Origin of the sequence: Pseudoduganella sp. R-43 (genome assembly GCF_049913255.1) — a bacterium.
GTDB lineage: Bacteria > Pseudomonadota > Gammaproteobacteria > Burkholderiales > Burkholderiaceae_D > Rugamonas.
In genome coordinates this window covers 1,702,541-1,722,873 of record NZ_CP183988.1, presented here as the reverse complement: position 1 = coordinate 1,722,873, position 20,333 = coordinate 1,702,541, and the positions used below count along the sequence as shown (strand labels likewise).

Sequence of the window (20,333 nt, the reverse complement as noted above, 5' to 3'; positions counted from 1 at the left end):
TTACTAAACGACGATGATGCCGTCTGCACATCGATGGGATCGCGTCCACTCAAGGAGAATTCTTACAAAGGAGGCTATGGCACTTCAACAAACTTTCAGAGAATGAATGAAGTTTAGTTTTGATTAGTAAACAAGAGTGCGGCGGATTTGCGACTATTTGTTTAGTGTGGAAATATTTTCGGAAAAGCGCAGGTAGCCCCAGCGGCCGGGCACGTGCATGTCGATCACGCCTTGCGGCGCCCATACCCAGTTGTCCTCCTTTGGCTGGCCCGCGGTCCATTCCACTCGGCTGAAATTGATGCGCCAGGTGGTGCCAGGGCGGGGATGCGGCACTGCCTGGCGCGAGGCGAAGGCATCCAGCGGATAGGCGATTTCCACGCTCCAGCCCCGGTCCTTGTCGCCGGACCGGTTCAGGGTTCCGTACACGGCGGTGGCCGTCTTCAGTCCCTTGATGTCCCAGCTGTTATCCGCTTGTCCGCCTTCGTTGTAAGGCTTGGGCAGGTGCAGGTCCCAGCCCGTGTTGAGGGCGTTGATCTCGAATTCGTAATAGCTTTTGGTGGCAGGCAGCGGCTTGATGAAGACCTCGAAATCGTTGTCCTTGAAAATGACCGAGTCGCGCTGGGTCAGCGTCGCCTTCACCTCCGGCTCTTCGAGTTCGGCCGCGATATACAGGTATTGGTCGTCCCACAGCATTCTCACGCGGGTGCGGAATTTCGGCTTGGGCCTGCGCTCGCCTTCGATGTCGACAAAATCGGAAGTCCATGGCGCATTTTTCCATGCAGGGTCGTCCAGCCTTCCGTCAATAATGATCGGGCTCGCAGCCCGCAGGCATTCATAGGCAAGCGGCGAGGAATCCGCGGCCACGGCAGGAATGGCGGCGGCCAGCAGGGCCGCGAATGCTGTCACAACTTCCTTCATCCAGGTGTCCCTCCATGTCTCGGCAAAAGTTATAGCAAGGAGACAAGACCTGTTCAACAGGCTCCGCACATTCTGGCCACACTTTAGCGAACTTTAGTAAACTGGAGCCATCAATCCAGCATTTCAGGTGTCGCAGTGCCTATCATCCATCCGCCTTCCTCCGCTATCGACATCCGCAGCTACGGCGAGCGGTGGGCGGCGGACCAGCACGCGTTTGCCCAGCTGGTGCTGCCACTGTCCGGCGAAGTGGAGCTCGACATCGAAGGCAAAGGCGCGCTCCTGAATCCCTTGAGAGGTGCTGTCGTCGTGGCGGGTGCATGGCATTCGCAGCAGAGCGCCGTGGCGAATCACTCCCTGATCGTCGACGTCGACCAAGCCACCATGGTGCACCCGATCTGGGAGCGCATCGCGCAGCGGCCATTTGCCGACATCAGCCCTGCGGCGCGCAAACTGGTCGAGTTCATGCAGCTTTCCGTCGCAGCGCACGCCGCGCCGCCATCGCTGCTCCAGGGCTGGGTTCCGCTGATGCTGGATACGCTCATGCTTGAGCCGCCACGCCTGCAATCGCGCCTGGCCGCCCTGCTGGCGCATACTGAAGCCAATCTTGCACTGCCCTGGACGACCGAGTCGATGGCGCAGTTTGCGTGCATGAGCGTAAGCCGCCTGCACGCCTTGTTCCAGGACCAGCTGAATACCAGCCCACGCGCCTGGCTTCTCTCCATGCGCCTCAATCGCGCCTGCGAACTGCTGCGCCATACCGGCCTGCCAATTGCGGACATTGCATTGAATAGCGGTTTCGGCGACCAGAGCGCCCTCACCCGCGCCATGCGCAGCCGGCTCGACACCACGCCGGCGGCGTATCGTCGCCAGGGACGGGAGCCTGCGACAAAAATCCAGTAGGCCGCGCCAAGACCATGCAGTGCGCGACGTCCACCATGTCCCATTTGGGAGATGGACGTTGAATATTTCACTTGGCATTATTGCCGGCATCATCGCCGGTGCATTCTGGGGACTGGTTTTTCTCGCGCCCGAACTGACGCGCGGCTTCACGCCGATCCAGCTCTCGGCTGGGCGCTACGTCGCTTACGGCCTGATCGCAGCCATCCTGGTATCGCGCTCGTGGCGCGGCCTGTTCGCCAGGCTGGCCTGGCGCGAGTGGAAGGCGCTCGCCTGGCTCAGTTTCTCGGGCAATATCGTCTACTACTTTTTCCTGGCGCAGGCGGTGCAGACTGGCGGCATCGCCATGGCCTCGATCGTGATCGGCCTGCTGCCGGTGGTGATCACCCTGGTCGGCAGCCGCGATGCCGGCGCCGTCCCCTTGCGCAGCCTGCTGCCTTCGATTGCCCTCAGCACCGCAGGCCTGTTTTGCATCAGCTGGCAGCACCTTCAAACCGGATCGCTGGCTGGCGTGCTGTATGCCAGCGGCGCCCTCGCTTCCTGGACGGCTTACGCAGTCGGCAACAGCCGCTGGCTGGCGCGCCTCGGGACCGTCACGCCGCATGAATGGAGCATGCTCACCGGCCTGGTCACCGGCGCCGAAGCGCTGCTGCTGGCGGTGCCGGCCCTGTCGTCCGCAGCGCCGCAGCACAGCAATTCGGAATGGCTGTACTTCGCAGCGGTCGTGACCAGCGTTGCCATACTCTGTTCCATCATCGGCAACGGTTTCTGGAACTATGCCAGCCGTGCCTTGCCGCTGACGCTGACCGGCCAGATGATCGTGTTCGAGACGCTGTTTGCGGCGCTGTATGGCTTCCTTTGGGAAGCGCGCTGGCCAACCGCAATCGAGACCGCTGCAATGGCCTTGCTTGTGGCAGGCGTGGCCACCTGCGCGCTAGCCCACGGGAGGAATGCCTCAAGCTGACGGCGACGCACGCCCGGCGCGACGGCCGGGCAGCTTGTGCATCGCAATGCAGCATTGATGCACGATCGCTGCTCTGTTGCTGGGGGCGCGCAATTTGTCATGGCCATTTGACGGCTGATTGCGCCGGGCCACGCATTTTCGGTAAGATTTGGCGATTCGTCCACGACAAGCTATCAGCATGGCAAGCATCCGCCAGAACCTTTCCATGATCCTCGCCACAATGGTCATGTTCGGCGCCGCGCTGCTGATCAATGAACTGCTGTTCAAGCAACTCGAGTTCGCCGAAGGGATCAACTGGATCTACCTGCCGGCCGGCGTGCGCTTGCTGGCCACCCTGCTTTTTGCCGAAGCAGGCGCGATAGGCCTGCTGGCCGTTTCCTGGCTTTACTGCTTCCTCGTCCTCTTCCCGCATGATCCTGTGCGTGCCTTTGCCGGCGGCATCCTGGCCAGCGCGGCGCCCTACCTGGTCTACCTTGGCGCCAGGCGCTGGCTCGACCTGCAAGGCTCGCTCGCCAGCCTGGCCGCCTGGCAGGTGCTGGCGTGCGCTTTCGCCTATTCCGTGGCCAGCCCCCTGCTGCACCACATCTGGTTTGCCCTGTACGAGGGGCGCGGCCACCTGCTGCAAGGCTTTGCCGTGATGGCATTGGGCGACCTGGCCGGCACTGTCTTGCTGCTGTTCTTCACCAAATGGGTCATGCGCCTGTCGATGCCGCGCAACTAAAACAGTGCCTGCTGCGCCGTGGTCAGGGCAGCGAAACTGTCGTGCAGCGGCAGCAGGATGGCGTCGGCGATCGGCTGCAGTTGCTTGTCGAGATAGTGCTGGTAATCGATCGGTGAGCGCTGCACTTCCAGCGGCTCCGGTCCGCTGGTGGTGACGACATAGCTGATACGGCCTCCGTTCTGGTAGCGCAGCGGCCGGCCTTGTGCCTTGTTGAATTCATCGGCCAGGCGCGCGGCGCGCACCTGCGGCGGCACGTTGACCTGGTATTCGTCGAGACGATGGCGCAAGCGCTTGCGGTACACCAGCAGTTCATCGTGGGCGCCGGACAGCGTATCGCGCGCATATTCGCGCACGAAGTCCTGGTAAGGCTCGTTGCGGAAAATGCGGGCAAACAGGCCTTGCTGGAATTGCTGCGCCAGCGGGGTCCAGTCGCTGCGCGCCACTTCCAGGCCGCGGTAAATGATGTCGCCGTCGCTGGTCAGTCCCGCATAGCGCTTCTTGCTGCCCATGTCGGTACCGCGGATCGTCGGCATGAAAAACTTCCGGTAGTACGTATCGAACTCGATCTCCAGGTAGCTCTGCAGCTTGTATTTCCTGTGCAAGCGATCCTTCCACCATTTGTTGATCTTGGCAACCAGCGCGCGCGCAATTGCAAGCGCCTCCTCCGTTTCATGCGGCCGCTTGAGCCAGATGAAGATGGAGTCGGTATCGCCGTAGATCGCTTCATAGCCCTCCTTTTCCACCAGCTCTCGCGTGAGCTTGAGCAGTTCGTGGCCGCGCAAGGTGACGGAGGAAATCAGCTGCGGGTGGTAGAAGCGGCAGTCGGTGGAACCGAGCACGCCGACGAAGGAATTCATCAGCAGCTTGAGCGCGGTCGACAGGGCATCGTTCTTTTCGCGCTTGGCGGCATCGCGGCCCTGCCAGAGCTGGGTGGTGATGGCAGGAAGGCAGTGGCGGGTACGCGAGAATTGGGCGCCGCGCATGCCGGGTACGGAATCGCCGCCGGCTTCCGCCTCCGCCTCGCCTTCGACCATGCCGACCGGGTCGACAAGGAAGGAGCGGATGATGGACGGATACAGGCTCTTGAAGTCCAGCACCACCACCGAGTCGTACAGGCCGGGGCGTGAATCCATCACGAAGCCGCCGGGCGACGCCACGGCCGGAATTTCGCCGACATTCGGCGCCACATAGCCTTCGCGATGCATGCGCGGCAGGTACTGGTGGCTGAAAGCGGCAATCGAACCGCCCATATGGTCGGGCACCAGCCCCGTCACGTGGGAGCGCTCCAGGATGAAGTCCATCACGCGCGTCTTCTCGAAGATGCGCGTCACCAGCTCGCAGTCTTTCAGGTTGTAGGTGGCCAGGGCCGGCTTGTCTTCACGGAAGCGGCGCTCGATCTCGGCCATCTTGTCGTAGTCGCTGCCGATTTCCTTGCCCTCCCCCAGCAAGGCTTGCGACACGTTCTCCAGGCTGAAGGAAGGGAAACTCCATGACGCGGCGCGCAAGGCCTCGATGCCGTCGATGGCGATGCGGCCAGGAATGGTGGCGAACACGTAGCCGTCGCGCGCCTGGTGGGTACGCCATTCGACCGGACGGCCTTCACGGCCCAGCAGCAGCGGCACCTTGTATTTTTCGGCATTCTTTTGCAGCGTTTGCAGGTCGAACTGCACCACGCTCCAGCCGATGATGGCGTCCGGATCGTGCACGCGGAACCACTCGTTGAGTTTCTCGATCACGCGACGCGGGGTCGGGCAGTATTCGAGGTCGAAATCCACCGCGGGCGGCGCGGCCGGCTGTTCGCCCAGCATGTAGACCTGGCGCTGGCCGCAGCCTTCCAGCGCGATCGAGTACAGGTCGCCGAAAGCGCTGGTTTCGATATCAAGCGACACCATGCGCAGGTGCGGGCGGTATGCCGGCGCGGGACGCAGCTTGCCACCCTCGAAGTCCACGCCGGCCGTGATGAAGCGTTCCATCAGGTAGCGTTCCGGCGGCTTGATGTCCGCCTCGTACAGGCGGATGCCGCGCTCGCCCAGCTTGCGCTCCAGCGCCAGCAACTGCTTGTAATGGCTGGCGTAGATGCCGACCACCGGCTCGCGCTGGAATGTCTTGAGTGCAACTTCGCGAATGTCGATGCCCGGCATGCCCGCCACCAGGGTCGCAATCGTTTCGCGCAGCGAAGCCTCGGCGAAAGCCACCGAAGCTTGTGCTGTCAGCAATATTTTGCGGGGGCCGTCGTCGGTCGCGAGCCAGAACTCGATTTCCGTGCCGTCGCGGGCGTCGCGCCAGGCGCGGGTGAGGATAAAACCAGGCATGCTGAAATTATACTGTATGCAAGCACAGTACACTTGCAACATTAAAATAACATTGCTAGAATAGTATGTTGCCTTGTATCAAGAGCAGGCAACCTAACTAGAAATAGGAACACTTAAAATGATCAAGCAAATCACCGCTGCCACCCTGCTGGCAGTAGCATCCTTCGCTGCATCCGCAGCTGAACCATCGTTCTACGTCGGCGGCGACGTGGGCTCGAGCAAGCACGAAGACCTGGACGGCCGTAAAGCCTCCTACGGCATCTTCGCAGGCTACCAGTTCGACGAGAACTTCGCCATTGAAGCCGGCTACCGCAACCTGGGTAAGTGGGACATCCTGGGCGTTGACCTGAAAACCAACCAACTGGCACTGTCCGTAATCGGCTCCGTACCAGTGGCTGACCAAGTTGCCGTGTACGGCCGCGTGGGCTACAACCGCGTTGAAGCCAAGGCTCTTGGCGAAAAAGAACACGAAAACAAAGCGCTGTTCGGCGTTGGCGTGAGCTACCAGTTCACCAAAGAAATCAGCGGCCGTGTTGAATGGCAGCGTCCAATTAGCGGCTCGAACAACATCAGCGCTGGCGTGGCTTACCACTTCTAAGCTGTTGCTTCGCACAGAGAGCCGCCGGACCTGGTCCGGTGGCTTTTTTCTATTTGGGCTGCAGTGAAGCCAGGGCTGCTTCCAGGACTTCGTCGCGGCCTGCCCGTACGCCTTCAACCGTTTGCTTGACCAGGTGCTGCGGCTGCACACCCACGCCGACGAAGGCGCGGCCGTCCGGATAAGTATCCTGTTTCGTGCAGATGCGCGCACTGCCGCCGCCCGGCAGTTTGATGAAGAGCGGCTGGCCGGTGCTGCCAGCGGTCGCCTCGCCCACCAGGGTACCGCGCTGCATGACATCGAAAGCCACGGCAAAATCTTCCGCCGCCGAGAAGGTCGCTGCGCTGGTCAGCACCAGCACCGGCTTTTTGTATTGGCGCTGCGGGTCGGGCTGCACCACATCGGAAGCTTCGGCGTACATCGGCTGTGCCTTTTCCCAGGCGCGCCAGGCCGGCTTATAGTCGCGGGTGGCCCAGCGGCTGGTCAGGAAAGCCTTGTCATCCAGCGTCGACAGGATCTTGTAGCCCACTTCCGAATTGCCACCGCCATTGCGGCGCACATCAATCACCAGCGCCGAAGACTTGGCAATGTCGGCGAAGGCGGCCATCCAGGCGTCTGCCGCACTGTTGTCATCGAAGCTGTTCAACGCAACGTAGGCAACGTCGCCCGGCAGCATGCTGAACTCAAACGAAGGAAAGTTGGCGGCAGCGGCCTTGCGGGCTTCCCGGCCCACGCGCGCAAGCTGCTGGTCGAACTGCTTACCAGCAGCATCGCGGAAGGTCGCGCGCACGGCCGAGCCGGCCGCACCACGCAGGAACTGGGTGCCGAAGGCGCGCAGTGCTTCGTCCTGCGGCGAGGAGGCACTCACATACGGCGTGATCTCGCGGGCTACGTAAGCCTTCACTTCGGCGCCATCCACCGCCACCACTTCCAGTCCGGGCATGATGCCCTTGGCGCGCAAGCCGGGGTCCAGGACTTCGGTCACGATGACGCGGCCTTCGACCGGCCGGGTCACCAGCAGCGGCAGGCCGCCCATGCGGTCGGACAGCTCGTTTGGCACCATCACGTTGGTGTGACCATCTTTCAGCCTGGCCACCAGTTCCGTCAGCACGCGGTAATAGTCTTCAGTACTGCGCGTTGCGCGCACGCGCGGCAGGGCTTCCAGGTACAGCTTGTCCCAGTCCAGCTTTTCCAGGGTGGCGGTATCGACGAAGTTGTATTTGACTTCCGACCACAGCTTGGACAGGCCGGCGACCTTTTCATCCTCGCTGATGTTTTCTTTATAAGAGCCCGCCAATGCCGCGGTTTCCCACTGCATGGCAGGCTGCTGCTGCGCCATCGCGCCGGCGGCCATCAAGGCCAGGACCAGCGCCGCTACATGGCTTTTTGCCATTTTGTCTCCTGAATGTGCTGAATGCCCGACATTCTAGAGGCCCGGCGGCGCCGGCGCTACCCTGTTACAAGCCTGATACTTTTCGTACAGGGGGCGGCTGTTAGAATCCTTCCTCGAAGTTCTTCATTTCCCTTTCGAGACCATGCGACCACTTGCACTTCCCTTGCTGGCAGCCCTGCTGGCAGCCCCCGCATTTGCCACTAGCCCAACCCCCATCACCCTCGACCAGGCCATGTCCCACCCGGACTGGATCGGCACGCCAGTTGAAGCGGCATGGTGGAGCTGGGACGGCAAGCAGATTTTCTATAAACAAAAGCGCGTCGGCTCCTCGCTGCGCGACACCTTCCAGGCCGGCGACAAGCCGCGCCTGGTGGCGGACTCCGAGCTGTCCAACCAGGACAGCCCGAACATGGTGTTCAATCGCGAGCGCACCCGCGCCATCGTGCTGCGCAACGGCGACCTGTTCGAACGCGACCTGAAATCCGGCGCCCTGGTGCAGATCAGCCGCGGCACTGCCAACGCTTCCTCCCCCCAGTACTCGGCAGATGGCCGCAGCGTGCAGTTCAAGGTCGGCAACGACTGGTTCAGCTGGAGCCGCGCCGAGCGCCTGCTCTCCCCTGTCGCCTTGCCGCGCGCCGCCAAGGACCCGGCCGCCGCACCGGATGAAGACTACTTGCGCGACCTGCAGCTGCGCCTGATCACCACCCTCAAGCGCCAGAAGGATGAACGCGACGAGACACGCGCCCGCGCCAAAGCCGAACGCGCTGCCGACGCCACCCGCGCGCCGGCGCCGCTTTACTTTGGCGACAAGGTATCCATCGATGCCTCATCTCTGTCGCCAGATGGGCGCTGGCTGGTGGTCGCCACTTCGCCGAAAAGCAGCGAGAACGGCCGCGTCGGCAAGATGCCGCGCTACGTGACCGAGTCGGGCTACGAAGAATTCGACGACCAGCGTGCTCGCGTTGGCCGCAACCTGCCGCTGGCGCAATCGCTCAAACTGGTGGACCTGCGCACCGGCGCCATCAAGGACCTGTCCTTCGATTCCCTGCCGGGCATCGCCACCGACCCGCTGGCCAGCCTGCGCGAAGCAGCCAAGCAGCCGGCCCTGAAGGGCAACCGCGCCACCCGCCTGGAAGCCGATGAAGGCGACGGCATTGCCTGGAGCGACAACGGCGCCAAGGTCGCCGTCATGCTGCGCACCGTGGACAATAAAGACCGCTGGCTGGCCGGCATCGACCTGGAAGGCGCCAAGCTGAAGTCCCTGCACCGCCTGACCGACAATGCCTGGATCAACTACAGCTACAACGACTTCGGCTGGCTGCCGGACAACAACACGCTGTGGTTCATGTCCGAGGAAACCGGATACGCCCACCTGTACACCCTCGGCGCCGACGGCAAGCAGCGCGCCCTGACCAGCGGCAAATGGGAAGCATCGAACGTGAAGTGGAACGCCGACGGCACCCTGGCCTATATGCTGTGCAACCGCCGCACGCCCGGCGAATACGAGGTGTGCTCCGCTTCAGCCAAGGACGCCACCGTGCGCGAAGTCACCCAGCTCAATGGAGGCGTCGAACAGTTCGACCTGTCGCCTGACCAGCGCAAGCTGCTGGTCCACTATTCATCGGCCTACGTCCCTTCGCAACTGGCTACCGTGCCTGCTACCGGCGGCGCAGCAACCAGGCTGACCGATACCCGCAGCGCCGAATACAAGACACGCGAATGGATCCAGCCGCAGATGGTGGCCGTGCCGTCGACCCACGGCGCTGGCCAGCCGATCTGGTCCAAGCTGTATCGCCCGGCCACGCTGGAACCGGGCAAGAAGTACCCGATCGTGATGTTCGTGCACGGCGCAGGCTACCTGCAGAACACGCACAACCGCTTCCCGAACTACTTCCGCGAGCAGATGTTCCACAACCTGCTGGTTGAAAAGGGCTACATCGTGCTGGACATGGATTACCGCGCGTCGAAGGGCTATGGACGCGACTGGCGCACGGCGATCTATCGCCAGATGGGCCATCCTGAACTGGACGATTATGTGGACGGCGCCAAATGGCTGGCAGCGAACCACCAGGGCGACATCGACAAGGTCGGTATCTACGGCGGCAGCTATGGCGGCTTCATGACCTTCATGGCGCTGCTGCGCGAACCGGAGCTGTTCAAGGCAGGCGCCGCGCTGCGCCCGGTGACCGACTGGACCACCTATAACCACGGCTACACCGCCAACATCCTGAATACGCCGGACATCGACCCGGAGGCTTACCGCAAATCTTCGCCGATCGAGTACGCGGACAAGCTGAAAGGCCACCTGCTGATCGCCCACGGCATGGTGGACGACAATGTGTTCTTCCAGGATTCGGTGCGCATGGCGCAGCGCTTCATCGAACTGAAAAAGGACAACTGGGAACTGGCGGCGTATCCAATGGAACGCCATGCCTACGTCCAGCCTGAGAGCTGGTACGACCAGTACCGCCGCATCTACAAGCTGTTCGAGAGCACCCTCAAGTAGGTTTCGCCACGCTGCTTGGCAACGCCTGGAAGTCGTCTGTCTGATACAGCGAGTGCCAGGCTGCCAGCAGCGCCGGCGGCGGCGTGACCAGCTTGCGCGCCGTCAGGTCCAGCCAGCCGCCCGAGCTGTTGATCCGGGCGGACAGCTTGCCATCACTGCGATACACGTCGCTGCGCAGCATCCAGCGGCTGCCATCCTGAGACATCCCGGCCAGCGCCAGCGTGACGGTGATGGTATCCATCAGCAGCACTTCCTTGAAATACGCGATATCGTCCTTCATCACGACCGGGCCGATATTCAGGCGCTTGAATTCCGCCATCGGGAACCCATTCTCGCCCAGGAACATCATGCGGATATCGCCCGCCTTGTTCAGGTATGCCGTGTTGGCCATATGGCTGTTGAAATCCATATCGCCCCAGCCGGCCAGCATCTTGCGTTCAAACATTGCCACTCCCCCTTACTCGGCTGCGAGGAAGTCCAGCAAAGTCAGGGCCACGATCTTGGTCGCCTTGCGCAAATCTTCCAGCAGCAGTTTTTCATCTGCCTTCTTGGCATTCGATTCGGGCACGCTGCGCGGCCCTGCGCCATATAGTACTGCGGGAATGCCTTGTTCGCCGTACAGTCGCGCATCGGCGTACAGCGGCGTGCCGACCGCCGGGATATCCTCGCCCAGCACCTCGCGCGCGTTCTTCTGCAGCCTGGCCACCATCTTTTCGCCGGCCGGCAGCGGACGCAAGGCGTGCGACAGCAACAGGCGCTTGATCTCGAGACGAATCCCGGGTTCACCCTGCACTGCCTCTTCGATCAGCTTGCGCACCTGCGCCTCCACCGCCACCGGGTCCTCTTCCGGGATCATGCGGCGGTCCAGCTTCATCACGACCTTGCCCGGCACGACATTGGTATTGGTGCCGCCGTCGATGCGGCCCACCAGCATGGTCGGGGAATCGATGCCTGGCACCTTCGATTTGATCTTTTTCAGCTCAGGCAACTGGCCGTAGACCGCATTCAGGATCTTCGTTGCCGCCTGCAGCGCGTCATGCCCGGTTTCCGGCATGGCGCCATGGCCTGACTTGCCGTGCACCGTGATTTCAAGCTGGAGGCAGGCATTGTGCGCGGTAACGATGTTGTAGCTGAAGCCTGCCGCGATCACGTAATCCGGCCTGGTCAGCTTTTCGCGCAGCAGGAAGCCAGGGCCAAGCAGGCCGCCAAATTCCTCGTCATACGTGAAATGCAGCTCCACGCCGCCTTTCAGCTTGACGCCCAGCGCTTCCAGCGCGCGCACGGCGAAGATGTAGGTAGCGAAGTCGCATTTCGATACCGCTGCTGCGCGGCCGTAGATATAGCCGTCGTCGATCACCCCGCCGTAGGGCGGATACGTCCAGCCCTCGCCCGGCGGCACCACGTCGCCGTGGGCATTCAGCGCGATCGTCGGGCCGCCGGCTTCATACGGGCGGCGGATGATCAGGTTGGTGATCGACTCCATGCCGTAGTCCCGCACTTCCTGTTCCGGCACGGCGTGCTTCTCGGCGTTCCAGCCATAGGCTTTTACCATGCCCGCCACGGTTTCCGCATGCGGCGTATTGTTGCCGGGCGGCGTATCGGTCGGCACGCGCAGCACCTGTTGCAGGAAGGACACTTCCTCGTCGAAATGGTCGTCGATCCACCGGGTGAGTTTGTCGTTCATTATTTCGCTCCTGCGGCGAACCAAGCGCCCAGCTCGGCGCGTTCCGCTTCGGTCATATTGGTCAGGTTACCGATCGGCATGTCCTTCTGCTCCACGGCGCGCTTGTGAATCTGGGCTGCACGCTGGTGCACCTGGTCGGCCGTATCGAACATCACGCCAGCCGGCGCCGTGGCAAAGCCGGGCTGCGTCGGTGTGGCCGAATGGCAGGCCAGGCAGCGCTGATCGACGATCGCTTTCACTTTCGCGAATTGCGCAGCAGGGTCGGCGGCTGGCTTCACGGCAGCAGGCTTGGACGGCGCAATCGCCACGGCAACCGCCAGCAGCAGCGCTACGCCAATGACAGGATAGCGCCATTCGATGCGGCCCTTGTGGCGCAGGTTGAAGAAGTGGCGAATGAAGACGCCGGCCGCCATGATGAAGCCGAGCACCAGCCAGGCATTCTTGTTCTGGTAAGTCATCGCGTAGTGGTTGCTGATCATGATGAACAGCACCGGCAGCGTGAAGTAGTTGTTATGCACGCTGCGCTGCTTGGCCTTGATGCCATGGATCGGATCGGGCAGGCTGCCCGCCTGCATCGCCTGCACCATCTTGCGCTGGCCTGGAATGATCAGCATCGCCACGTTGGCCACCATGATGGTGCCGATCATGGCGCCGATGTGGATGAAGGCAGCGCGCCCGCTCAGCAGGTGAGTCAGCGCATAGGCCGCGGCAACCAGCAGCAGGAATACGACCAGGCCAAGCCACTTCTCGCTCTTGCCCAGCGGCGAGCGGCACAGCGCGTCGTACACCACCCAGCCTGCCACCAGGAAGCCGATGCCAATGCCGACAGCCTGCGGGCTGGAGAGATCCGCCACCTGCTTGTCCACCATCATCGCCTGCGCGTTGAAATAATAGGCGATGGTCAGCAGCGCGATGCCCGACAGCCAGGTGCTGTAAGCCTCCCACTTGAACCAGTGCAGCTCCTTCGGCAGTTCGGCCGGCGCCACCAGGTATTTCTGCGGGTTATAGAAACCGCCGCCGTGCACGGCCCACAATTCGCCGGAGACGCCCTTCTTCGCCAGGTCCGAGCCCGGCGCCGGTGGCCGGATCGAATTGTCCAGCCAGACGAAATAGAACGACGCGCCGATCCAGGCAATGCCCGTGATGATGTGCAGCCAGCGTACCAGCAGGTTCGCCCATTCCAGGCCGTAGGGCAGCAGGTAATCCATGTAAATCCTTGAGTTGAAGAAGTGGCAATCTATCGAAGATACGCGTTTTCGAGCCCCCACAACATGAAATATGTCGTATATTCAAGATATTCGAATTCATATACGTAAGCAAGATGTCCGGCCTGCCGCAACACCTCGATATTCACCTCATTCGCATTCTCTACCTGCTGCTGGTCGAGAAGAACGTATCGCGCGTGGCGCTCAAGCTGAACCAGCCGCAACCCTCCATTTCGGCGTCCTTGCGCAAGCTGCGCGAACTGACCGGCGACCCGCTGCTGGTGCGCGGCGCGCGCGGCATGGTGCCGACCCAGCACGGCGAAAGCCTGCTCAAGCCGGCCAAGCGCATCCTGGACGAAACGGAATCGCTGTTCGTGAAGAAGACGCCCTTCGTGGCGCAGGAGGAAGCGCGCACCTTCAATATCGCCGCACCCGACTACCTGGACAGCCAGTTCCTGCCGAACGTGGTGGCCTTGTTACGCCGAGGCTCGCCCAGGAGCCGCGTGGTGATCCACTCAATCGGTCCCGGTACAGACTATCTGCGGCTGCTGTCGGACGGCGACATGGACCTGGTCATCGCCAACTGGGACGAGCCGCCGCAGCACCTGCACATCTCCAAGCTGTTCGAAGACCCGATCATCTGCGCCATGCACGCCGGCAGCCCCTATGCCAAGCGCACCGCCAGCGATGCGATGTCGCTGGACGACTACCTCACCCTCCCCCACGTCGCACCATCGCAAATGGTGCCCGGCTACGGCGGCGTGATCGACTCCTTCCTGGAACGCCAGGGCATGCGGCGCAATGTGGCGGTGGAATCAGCCTATTTCAGCCTGATCCCGTACATGCTGGCGCAGACCGACCTGGTGCTGACCACCGGCCGCCAGTTCCTGCGCTTCTACGAAAACTCGCTGCCGCTCAAGGTCTTTACGCCCCCGGTCAAGTTCCCGCCGATGCGCTTCTACCAGCTGTGGCACGAGCGTGTGCACCAGGCCCCCGAGCACAAATGGCTGCGCGACCAGGTCACTGCTGCCGCCAAGGCGCTCTAATTGAAAGTCGGGGTCAGGTCTGGCAATCCGCCACATTTTTCGCTATGCGAAAAATGTGGCGGATTGCCAGACCTGACCCCGACTTTCATAATTGCAGGTATAAAGGAGCGATTATGGCGGGGCGCTCGGGACTGGGTATGATCGATTGTTCAAGATAGGACAAATGCGATGACCACGACTCTTACTGAACTGAACTCCTGCAGTCCGGCTGCTTTTATCGACCACCTGCGCGGCATCTATGAGCATTCGCCCTGGATTCCGGAACGGGCGGCGGCGCAGCGGCCATTTGCGACGCTGGCGGCGTTGAAACAGGCCTTGCAAGGCGTGGTCACCAGCGCGACTGAAGGCGAGCAGCTTGGCCTGATCCGCGCGCACCCGGAACTGGCGGGCAAGGCGGCCATCGCAGGCGAACTGACAGCCGAATCAACCAGCGAACAGGCCAGGTCCGGCTTGAACCTGTGCAGCGCGGAGGAATTCGCCACCCTGCACAAGCTGAACGCCGACTACAACGCGAAGTTCGGCTTCCCGTTCATCCTGGCGGTCAAAGGCCCGACTGGACAAGGCTTGACGCGTGAAGCCGTCATCGCCGCCTTCGCGCGCCGCCTGAAAAACCAGAAGGCCGACGAAATGGCGGAGTGCCTGCGCCAGATCCACCGCATTGCCGAAATACGCTTGAACGACCTGCTGGGCGTGAAGCTGGAGTTCGGCCCGCAGATCATGCAATGGTCGGAAGACCTGGCACAGTGGAGCGACGAGGCTGGCGCCCTCACCTGCGCTTACATGACCGATGCTCACCGCGCCACCGCCGCGCAGTTGGCCAGCTGGATGCGCGAGGCCGGCATGCAGGTCGAGATTGATGCTGTCGGCAACGTCGTTGGCCGCTACCAGTCCGGCGCGCCGGGTGCGAAAACCGTCCTCACCGGCTCCCATTACGACACGGTGCGCAACGGAGGCAAGTACGATGGCCGGCTTGGCATCCTGCTGCCGATCGCAATCGTGCGCCACCTGCACGCCAAGGGCGAGAGGCTGCCGTTCAATTTTGAGGTGATCGGCTTTGCGGAAGAAGAAGGCGTGCGCTTCCGCAGCACCTTCCTCGGCAGTAATGCGGTCACCGGCAAGTTCGACATGTCCCTGCTGGATGCTGTGGACGCCGACGGCATCAGGATGCGCGACGCACTGGCCGCCGCTGGCCACGACGCGGCAGCCATTCCTGCGATAGCGCGGCGGCGCGAGGATATCGCCGCCTATGTCGAAGTCCACATCGAGCAAGGCCCGGTATTGCTGGAACGGGGCCTGCCAGTCGGTGTTGTAACGGCCATCGCGGGAAGTTCGCGCTTCCTGGTCGAGCTGCACGGCGTCGCCAGCCATGCCGGTACCACGCCGATGCATATGCGCAAAGACGCAGCCGCGGCGGCAGCCGAGATCGTGTTGCTGGTCGAGCAGCGCTGCGCACGGGGCGAAGCATTGGTCGGCACGGTCGGACAGCTCCAGGTGCCGGGCGGTTCCGTCAACGTCATTCCCGGCGCCTGCAAGCTGTCGCTCGACATCCGCGCTGCCGACGATGCAGTGCGCGAGGCGGCGGTGCGCGATGTATTGGACGGCCTGGCGACAATTTGCGCGCGGCGCAATATCGAATTCAAGGTGGAGAAGATTGTCGAAGCCAAGGCCGCCCCATGTGCGCCGTGGCTGATGCAGCAGCTGGGCGATGCAGTCCAGCGCAGCGGCCTGCCACGATTCGACCTGCTGTCCGGCGCCGGCCACGATGCGATGGCGATTGCCGCAATCACCGACGTTTGCATGTTGTTCACACGTTGCGGCAACGGCGGCATCAGCCACAACCCGCTGGAGACCATGACCGCCGACGATGCGGAAGTCGCAGCGCAGGTGCTGCTCGACTTCCTCCGCAGTTTCGTTAGCGGCGCTGCGACAGGTCGCTGATATCTGCCGGGCTGATATCGACTTCGCCGCCACTACGCGCGGCGGAGACAATTTTTGCCGCAATCATGTCGTTGGCGGGAGCAAGGATGCTGAAGTGCGACTTGTTCGCCACTTCCATGAAGCGGATGGCCTTGTTCTTGTTCTTCTGTCGCATTTCCTGCAGGTCCTGCACGTTGCCGCCAACGGCCCCCTCCAGTACGAACAGCGGACTGCGGACTGAATCCATCCACAGGATCGGAGCGCGGCGCTTCGCTTCCTGCATATCCTTGATGTCATAGTAGTTGTAGTCTTCGCCGTAATAATGCGCCGCCGCTACCGGCCCGAAAGCAAAGACGCCGCGGAACCGTTTCGTGCTTTCTGCGACCAGCATCACCAAGGTTGCGCCCGTACTGTGCCCGCCCAGGTAGATACGCTGCGGGTCCACATACGGCAAACTGGCCAGGTAATCCGCGGCCGCGATCACATCATCCACTTCACCGTAGAAGCCTTCGCGCCGGCCCGGATTGTCGTTCCCGCCGCGCAGGCTTGGCAGCATCAGCACGAGGCCGGGCTTGCGATAGGCCGCTGCGCTCTGGTCGTTTTCGCGCGGCCTCGGCTTCCACATCTCTTCCAGCGAACTGCTGTCGCCGCCGGCGATCCAGATGATTGCGGGATACTTGCCATTGCCGTCCGGCTTCGGCGTGACATAAGCTGCCAGGGCGCCAGCCGGCGACTTGTAGTGCACGCGTTCGAAGACACCTGCCGGTGGCGCAGGGAGGGCTGGGAACTTCTCGCCCTGGCGAATAATTTTGGTGGTGAATCCGGCGCGCGCCTGCACCAGGGCCGACTCAGGCGAGGGCTGGGCCATGGCATCGGAGGCGAGGTGCATCAGACACGCAAGCGGCAGCGCCAGCAGGAGTTGTTTAAATTTCATGAAATAGGGGATTCTAGCGCCATCAGCGAAGCCGCGACAAGATTTCCTCGTTGTGCTGGCCGATGGCGGGAATCGCATTTGGCGCCGCCGGTGCCGGCGTGGCGGAGAACCGCGGCGCGGCGTTCGCCTGCAATACGCCTTCGCTGGAATAAACGCCGCGCGCCTGCATGTGCGGATGCTGCGCCGCTTCCGATGGCGCCAGCACTGGAGCGAAGCAGGCGTCGCTGCCCTCCAGCAGGGCACACCATTCGTCGCGCGTGCGCATCGCAAACAACTCCGCAAACGCGGCGCGCTGAAGCGGCCATTGGCCCGCCGCGTGCTGGGACGCAAAGCGGCGATCTCCGGCCAGGCCGAGTCTTTCCAGCAGCAGCCTATAGAACTTGGCTTCCAGGGCACCGACCGTGATGTCGCGCCCGTCCTTGCAACGGTAAGTATTGAACCAATGCGGGCCATCCAGCACCGATGTGCCGCGCTGCTCGCGCATCAGGCCCGCGCCGGACAAATCAAGCAGGAGGTTCATCAAGTGCGCCGAGCCATCGACGATGGCGGCATCAATCACTTGTCCCTTGCCGCCGCCGCGTGCATGCAGGATAGCGGAGACAATGCCCAGCGCAAGATAAAGCGCGCCGCCGCCAAGGTCGCCTACCAGCGTTGGCGGTGCGACCGGCGGCGCTTCGCCGCTCCCAGCGTAATGCAGCGCGCCGGACAGCGCGATGTAGTTGTTGTCGTGCCCGGCCGACTGCGAGAGCGGGCCGTCCTGGCCCCAACCGGTCATGCGGCCATAGGCCAGGCGAGGATTGCGCGCCAGGCATACCTCAGGACCCAGGCCAAGGCGCTCCATCGCACCGGGCCGCATGCCTTCGATCAGGCCGTCCGCGCCCTCGATCAATTGCAGCACGGTGTCGATCGCGCCGGGTTCCTTGAGGTCCAGCGCCAGCGAACGCTTGCCACGGCGCAGGATGCCGGCGGTCGGAATCTCCGCCGGGCCGGGACGCTCCACGACGATCACCTCCGCGCCCAGGTCCGCCAGCAGCATGCCGCAAAACGGACCCGGGCCGATGCCCGCAATTTCGATAATCCTGACGCCGGACAGCACACCCATCTCAACGCTCCGTGTAGTAAGCCGCACCCGTAGCGGCCATCGCCTTCAACTGCGCAGGTGGCGCAAAGCGGTCGCCGTGGGCGGCCGCCAGGCGTTCGCACTGCGCCACGAAGGCCGCCGAACCAGCATGGTCGATCATGCTCAATGGACCGCCGCGGAATGGCGGGAAGCCCCATGCGAGAATAGCACCGACGTCCGCGTCGCGCGCAGAACGCAGCACGCCTTCGTCCATGCAGCGCGCGGTTTCGACGGCCTGCACCACGGTCAGGCGTTCGACCACCTGGCTCACGTCGGGCTGAACTTCGGCACGGGGGAAAAGCTCCGCCAGACCGCTCCACAGGACCTTTTTGCCGCCTTCCGGATAGTCGTAGAAACCCTTGCCGGCCTTCTTGCCGATGCGGCCCAGCTCCACCATGCGTGCGGCGACTTCGTGGCCCGGACGCGCCTTGTAGGCATCGCCCAGGTCAAGGCGGGTCTGGCGGTCGATCTTCCAGATCAATTCGGACGAGACTTCATCGGTCAGCGCCAGCGGACCGACCGGCATGCCAGCCTGCAGGCCGGCGTTTTCGATCAGCGCGGGCGCCACGCCCTCCGCCAGCAGCGCCAGGCCTTCCAGCACATAGGTCGAGAACACGCGGCTGGTGTAGAAGCCGCGCGAGTCGTTGACCACGATCGGCGTCATGCCCAGCGCGCGCACCAGGTCCATCGAGCGCGCCAGCGTTGCATCGGAAGTCTGCTTGCCGACGATGATCTCAACGATAGCCATGCGATCCACCGGCGAGAAGAAGTGCAGGCCGATGAAGTTGGCCGGCCGCGCGCTCGCTTCTGCCAGGCCGGTGATGGGCAAGGTGGAAGTGTTGGACGCGAAGATCGCATCGGCTCCGAGTACCGCTTCCGCGCGGCGCGTCACGTCGGCCTTGATGCCGCGATCCTCGAACACTGCCTCCACCACCAGTTCAGCGCCTGCCAGCAACGCAAAGTCGGTGGTCGGCGTGATGCGCGCCAGCAGCGCTTCCGCCTTGTCGGCGCTGACCTGGCCGCGCTGCTGCTGTTTCGCCAGCAGTCCCGCCGAGTAGGCTTTGCCGCGTTCTGCGGCCTCCTGCGCGGTATCGACCAGTACTACCTCGATACCCGCCTTGGCGGCGACATAGGCGATGCCCGCGCCCATCATGCCGGCGCCCAGCACGCCGATCCTGGTGTACTTCTGCTGCGGCACATCCTTTGGACGCGAAGCCAGCTTGTTCGCCTCGTTCATGCTGAAGAACAGCGTGCGGATCATGTTCTTCGCTTCCGGCGACAACACGGTTTGCACGAAATAGCGCGCTTCCGTCATCAAGCCGGTGTCGAGGTCCGTGATCAGGCCTTCATACACGCAGGACAGGATATTGCGCGGCGCCGGATAGTTGCCATAGGTCTTGGCGCGCAACATGGCGTTGGCCGCCATGAAGACCTGCTGCACTGCCGGCGACGACACGGCGCCGCCCGGAATCTTGAAGCCCTTGGCATCCCAGGGCTGATGCACGCCGCCCGCAGGGATCGCACTTTCGACCCATGCGCGTGCCGCAACCAGCTCGGTGCCAGCAGGGACTACTTCATTCAGGATGCCCAGCTCACGCGCAGCGCCGGCAGTCAGGCGCTTGCCTTCCAACAGCAGCGGCAGCGATTTCTGGATGCCGACCAGGCGTGGCAAGCGCTGCGTTCCGCCACCGCCCGGCAACAGGCCAAGGGTGACTTCAGGCAGGCCGAAACGGGCCTTCGGATTGTCAGCCGCCACGCGGTAATGGCCGCACAGCGCCACCTCCAGGCCGCCGCCAAGCGTGGTGCCTGGCAGCGCCATCGCGACCGGCTTGCCGCAAGTCTCCAGCTTGCGCAGCGCCCGATCGAGGCACACGACGCGTTCGAACAGAACCTCGGCGGTCCTGGCGGACAGCAGCCACTCCAGGTCGCCGCCAGCAATGAAGTCCGGCTTGGAGGACGTCATCAGCACGCCCTTGACGGCAGCATCCGCGGCCACGCGGTCTACCAGTTCGCACAGCGCGCTGCAGCTTTCTTCGTTCAGCACATTCTGGCTGCGTCCCGGCATGTTCCAGCTGAGGGTCGCGATGCCGTGGGAATCCAGGCTGTAATCAATCATTGTCT

Annotated in this window: 16 protein-coding genes; 7 read left to right on the top strand and 9 right to left on the bottom strand. The window is 62.9% G+C overall.

Going from position 1 to position 20,333, the window contains the following annotated elements; translation table 11 throughout:
* Window positions 1–153: 153 nt before the first annotated feature.
* Complete coding sequence (locus ACN9M3_RS08070; RefSeq protein WP_426321678.1) at window positions 154–906, bottom strand: carbohydrate-binding family 9-like protein; 753 nt, start codon at window positions 904–906, stop codon at window positions 154–156.
* A gap of 147 nt (window positions 907–1,053) precedes the next feature.
* Between ACN9M3_RS08070 and ACN9M3_RS08065 the strand changes: the two genes are divergently transcribed.
* The 3 genes from ACN9M3_RS08065 (at window position 1,054) to ACN9M3_RS08055 (ending at window position 3,500) form a co-directional block, all read left to right on the top strand.
* Window positions 1,054–1,818, top strand: coding sequence for a helix-turn-helix domain-containing protein (locus ACN9M3_RS08065; RefSeq protein WP_426321676.1), 765 nt, complete (start codon window positions 1,054–1,056; stop codon window positions 1,816–1,818).
* A gap of 58 nt (window positions 1,819–1,876) precedes the next feature.
* Window positions 1,877–2,779: a DMT family transporter gene (locus ACN9M3_RS08060; protein ID WP_426321674.1), complete on the top strand. Its 903-nt coding sequence runs from the start codon at window positions 1,877–1,879 to the stop codon at window positions 2,777–2,779.
* 178 nt (window positions 2,780–2,957) lie between these two features.
* Window positions 2,958–3,500 (top strand): hypothetical protein, encoded by a 543-nt coding sequence (locus tag ACN9M3_RS08055; protein ID WP_426321672.1) that lies wholly within the window; start codon window positions 2,958–2,960, stop codon window positions 3,498–3,500.
* Here ACN9M3_RS08055 and ACN9M3_RS08050 read toward each other — a convergent pair.
* Window positions 3,497–5,812 carry a DNA polymerase II gene (locus ACN9M3_RS08050; RefSeq protein ID WP_426321669.1) on the bottom strand — a complete coding sequence of 772 codons (2,316 nt, stop codon included), beginning with the start codon at window positions 5,810–5,812 and terminating at the stop codon, window positions 3,497–3,499. The genes ACN9M3_RS08055 and ACN9M3_RS08050 overlap by 4 nt on opposite strands.
* A 118-nt stretch (window positions 5,813–5,930) precedes the next feature.
* Here ACN9M3_RS08050 and ACN9M3_RS08045 point away from each other — a divergent pair, with 118 nt between their 5' ends.
* Window positions 5,931–6,410, top strand: coding sequence for an outer membrane beta-barrel protein (locus ACN9M3_RS08045; protein ID WP_426321667.1), 480 nt, complete (start codon window positions 5,931–5,933; stop codon window positions 6,408–6,410).
* A 49-nt stretch (window positions 6,411–6,459) separates the two neighbouring features.
* Here ACN9M3_RS08045 and ACN9M3_RS08040 read toward each other — a convergent pair whose 3' ends face one another.
* Window positions 6,460–7,800, bottom strand: coding sequence for a S41 family peptidase (locus ACN9M3_RS08040; RefSeq protein WP_426321665.1), 1,341 nt, complete (start codon window positions 7,798–7,800; stop codon window positions 6,460–6,462).
* A gap of 142 nt (window positions 7,801–7,942) precedes the next feature.
* On the opposite strand from ACN9M3_RS08040, the gene ACN9M3_RS08035 reads away from it, so the two are divergent.
* Window positions 7,943–10,306 carry a prolyl oligopeptidase family serine peptidase gene (locus tag ACN9M3_RS08035; RefSeq protein WP_426321663.1) on the top strand — a complete coding sequence of 788 codons (2,364 nt, stop codon included), beginning with the start codon at window positions 7,943–7,945 and terminating at the stop codon, window positions 10,304–10,306.
* On the opposite strand, the gene ACN9M3_RS08030 is transcribed toward ACN9M3_RS08035, so the two are convergent.
* Genes ACN9M3_RS08030 through ACN9M3_RS08020 form a run of 3 tightly spaced genes read right to left on the bottom strand, consistent with a single transcriptional unit; the run spans window position 10,299 to window position 13,198 of the window.
* The gene (locus ACN9M3_RS08030) at window positions 10,299–10,751 is read right to left on the bottom strand and encodes an acyl-CoA thioesterase (RefSeq protein WP_426169586.1); all 453 of its coding nucleotides are present in this window, start codon (window positions 10,749–10,751) and stop codon (window positions 10,299–10,301) included. The genes ACN9M3_RS08035 and ACN9M3_RS08030 overlap by 8 nt on opposite strands.
* Before the next feature lie 12 nt (window positions 10,752–10,763).
* The gene (locus ACN9M3_RS08025) at window positions 10,764–11,990 is read right to left on the bottom strand and encodes a M20/M25/M40 family metallo-hydrolase (protein WP_426321661.1); all 1,227 of its coding nucleotides are present in this window, start codon (window positions 11,988–11,990) and stop codon (window positions 10,764–10,766) included.
* Window positions 11,990–13,198: a urate hydroxylase PuuD gene (locus ACN9M3_RS08020; RefSeq protein WP_426321659.1), complete on the bottom strand. Its 1,209-nt coding sequence runs from the start codon at window positions 13,196–13,198 to the stop codon at window positions 11,990–11,992. The genes ACN9M3_RS08025 and ACN9M3_RS08020 overlap by 1 nt, the downstream gene beginning before the upstream one ends.
* Before the next feature lie 113 nt (window positions 13,199–13,311).
* Between ACN9M3_RS08020 and ACN9M3_RS08015 the strand changes: the two genes are divergently transcribed.
* Together ACN9M3_RS08015 and ACN9M3_RS08010 are read left to right on the top strand one after the other, a co-directional pair.
* Window positions 13,312–14,241, top strand: coding sequence for a LysR family transcriptional regulator (locus ACN9M3_RS08015; protein ID WP_426321657.1), 930 nt, complete (start codon window positions 13,312–13,314; stop codon window positions 14,239–14,241).
* 168 nt (window positions 14,242–14,409) lie between these two features.
* The gene (locus ACN9M3_RS08010; RefSeq protein WP_426321655.1) at window positions 14,410–16,179 is read left to right on the top strand and encodes an allantoate amidohydrolase; all 1,770 of its coding nucleotides are present in this window, start codon (window positions 14,410–14,412) and stop codon (window positions 16,177–16,179) included.
* On the opposite strand, the gene ACN9M3_RS08005 is transcribed toward ACN9M3_RS08010, so the two are convergent.
* The 3 genes from ACN9M3_RS08005 to ACN9M3_RS07995 are packed head-to-tail and all read right to left on the bottom strand — an operon-like array spanning window position 16,154 to window position 20,328.
* Complete coding sequence (locus tag ACN9M3_RS08005) at window positions 16,154–17,092, bottom strand: alpha/beta hydrolase family protein (protein WP_426321653.1); 939 nt, start codon at window positions 17,090–17,092, stop codon at window positions 16,154–16,156. The two genes, ACN9M3_RS08010 and ACN9M3_RS08005, sit on opposite strands and share 26 nt — an antisense overlap.
* 22 nt (window positions 17,093–17,114) lie before the next feature.
* Window positions 17,115–18,194, bottom strand: coding sequence for a CaiB/BaiF CoA transferase family protein (locus tag ACN9M3_RS08000; RefSeq protein WP_426321651.1), 1,080 nt, complete (start codon window positions 18,192–18,194; stop codon window positions 17,115–17,117).
* A gap of 1 nt (window position 18,195) precedes the next feature.
* Window positions 18,196–20,328 (bottom strand): 3-hydroxyacyl-CoA dehydrogenase NAD-binding domain-containing protein, encoded by a 2,133-nt coding sequence (locus ACN9M3_RS07995; RefSeq protein WP_426321649.1) that lies wholly within the window; start codon window positions 20,326–20,328, stop codon window positions 18,196–18,198.
* Window positions 20,329–20,333 lie beyond the last annotated feature (5 nt).

What these genes read in the sequence shown, in the direction of transcription:
- ACN9M3_RS08055 (WP_426321672.1), top strand. Translation starts at nt 2,958, where the DNA reads ATGGCAAGCATCCGCCAGAACCTTTCCATGATCCTCGCCACAATGGTC.
- ACN9M3_RS08050 (WP_426321669.1), bottom strand. Translation starts at nt 5,812, where the DNA reads ATGCCTGGTTTTATCCTCACCCGCGCCTGGCGCGACGCCCGCGACGGC.
- ACN9M3_RS08045 (WP_426321667.1), top strand. Translation starts at nt 5,931, where the DNA reads ATGATCAAGCAAATCACCGCTGCCACCCTGCTGGCAGTAGCATCCTTC.
- ACN9M3_RS08040 (WP_426321665.1), bottom strand. Translation starts at nt 7,800, where the DNA reads ATGGCAAAAAGCCATGTAGCGGCGCTGGTCCTGGCCTTGATGGCCGCC.
- ACN9M3_RS08035 (WP_426321663.1), top strand. Translation starts at nt 7,943, where the DNA reads ATGCGACCACTTGCACTTCCCTTGCTGGCAGCCCTGCTGGCAGCCCCC.
- ACN9M3_RS08030 (WP_426169586.1), bottom strand. Translation starts at nt 10,751, where the DNA reads ATGTTTGAACGCAAGATGCTGGCCGGCTGGGGCGATATGGATTTCAAC.
- ACN9M3_RS08025 (WP_426321661.1), bottom strand. Translation starts at nt 11,990, where the DNA reads ATGAACGACAAACTCACCCGGTGGATCGACGACCATTTCGACGAGGAA.
- ACN9M3_RS08020 (WP_426321659.1), bottom strand. Translation starts at nt 13,198, where the DNA reads ATGGATTACCTGCTGCCCTACGGCCTGGAATGGGCGAACCTGCTGGTA.
- ACN9M3_RS08015 (WP_426321657.1), top strand. Translation starts at nt 13,312, where the DNA reads ATGTCCGGCCTGCCGCAACACCTCGATATTCACCTCATTCGCATTCTC.
- ACN9M3_RS08010 (WP_426321655.1), top strand. Translation starts at nt 14,410, where the DNA reads ATGACCACGACTCTTACTGAACTGAACTCCTGCAGTCCGGCTGCTTTT.
- ACN9M3_RS08005 (WP_426321653.1), bottom strand. Translation starts at nt 17,092, where the DNA reads ATGAAATTTAAACAACTCCTGCTGGCGCTGCCGCTTGCGTGTCTGATG.
- ACN9M3_RS08000 (WP_426321651.1), bottom strand. Translation starts at nt 18,194, where the DNA reads ATGGGTGTGCTGTCCGGCGTCAGGATTATCGAAATTGCGGGCATCGGC.
- ACN9M3_RS07995 (WP_426321649.1), bottom strand. Translation starts at nt 20,328, where the DNA reads ATGATTGATTACAGCCTGGATTCCCACGGCATCGCGACCCTCAGCTGG.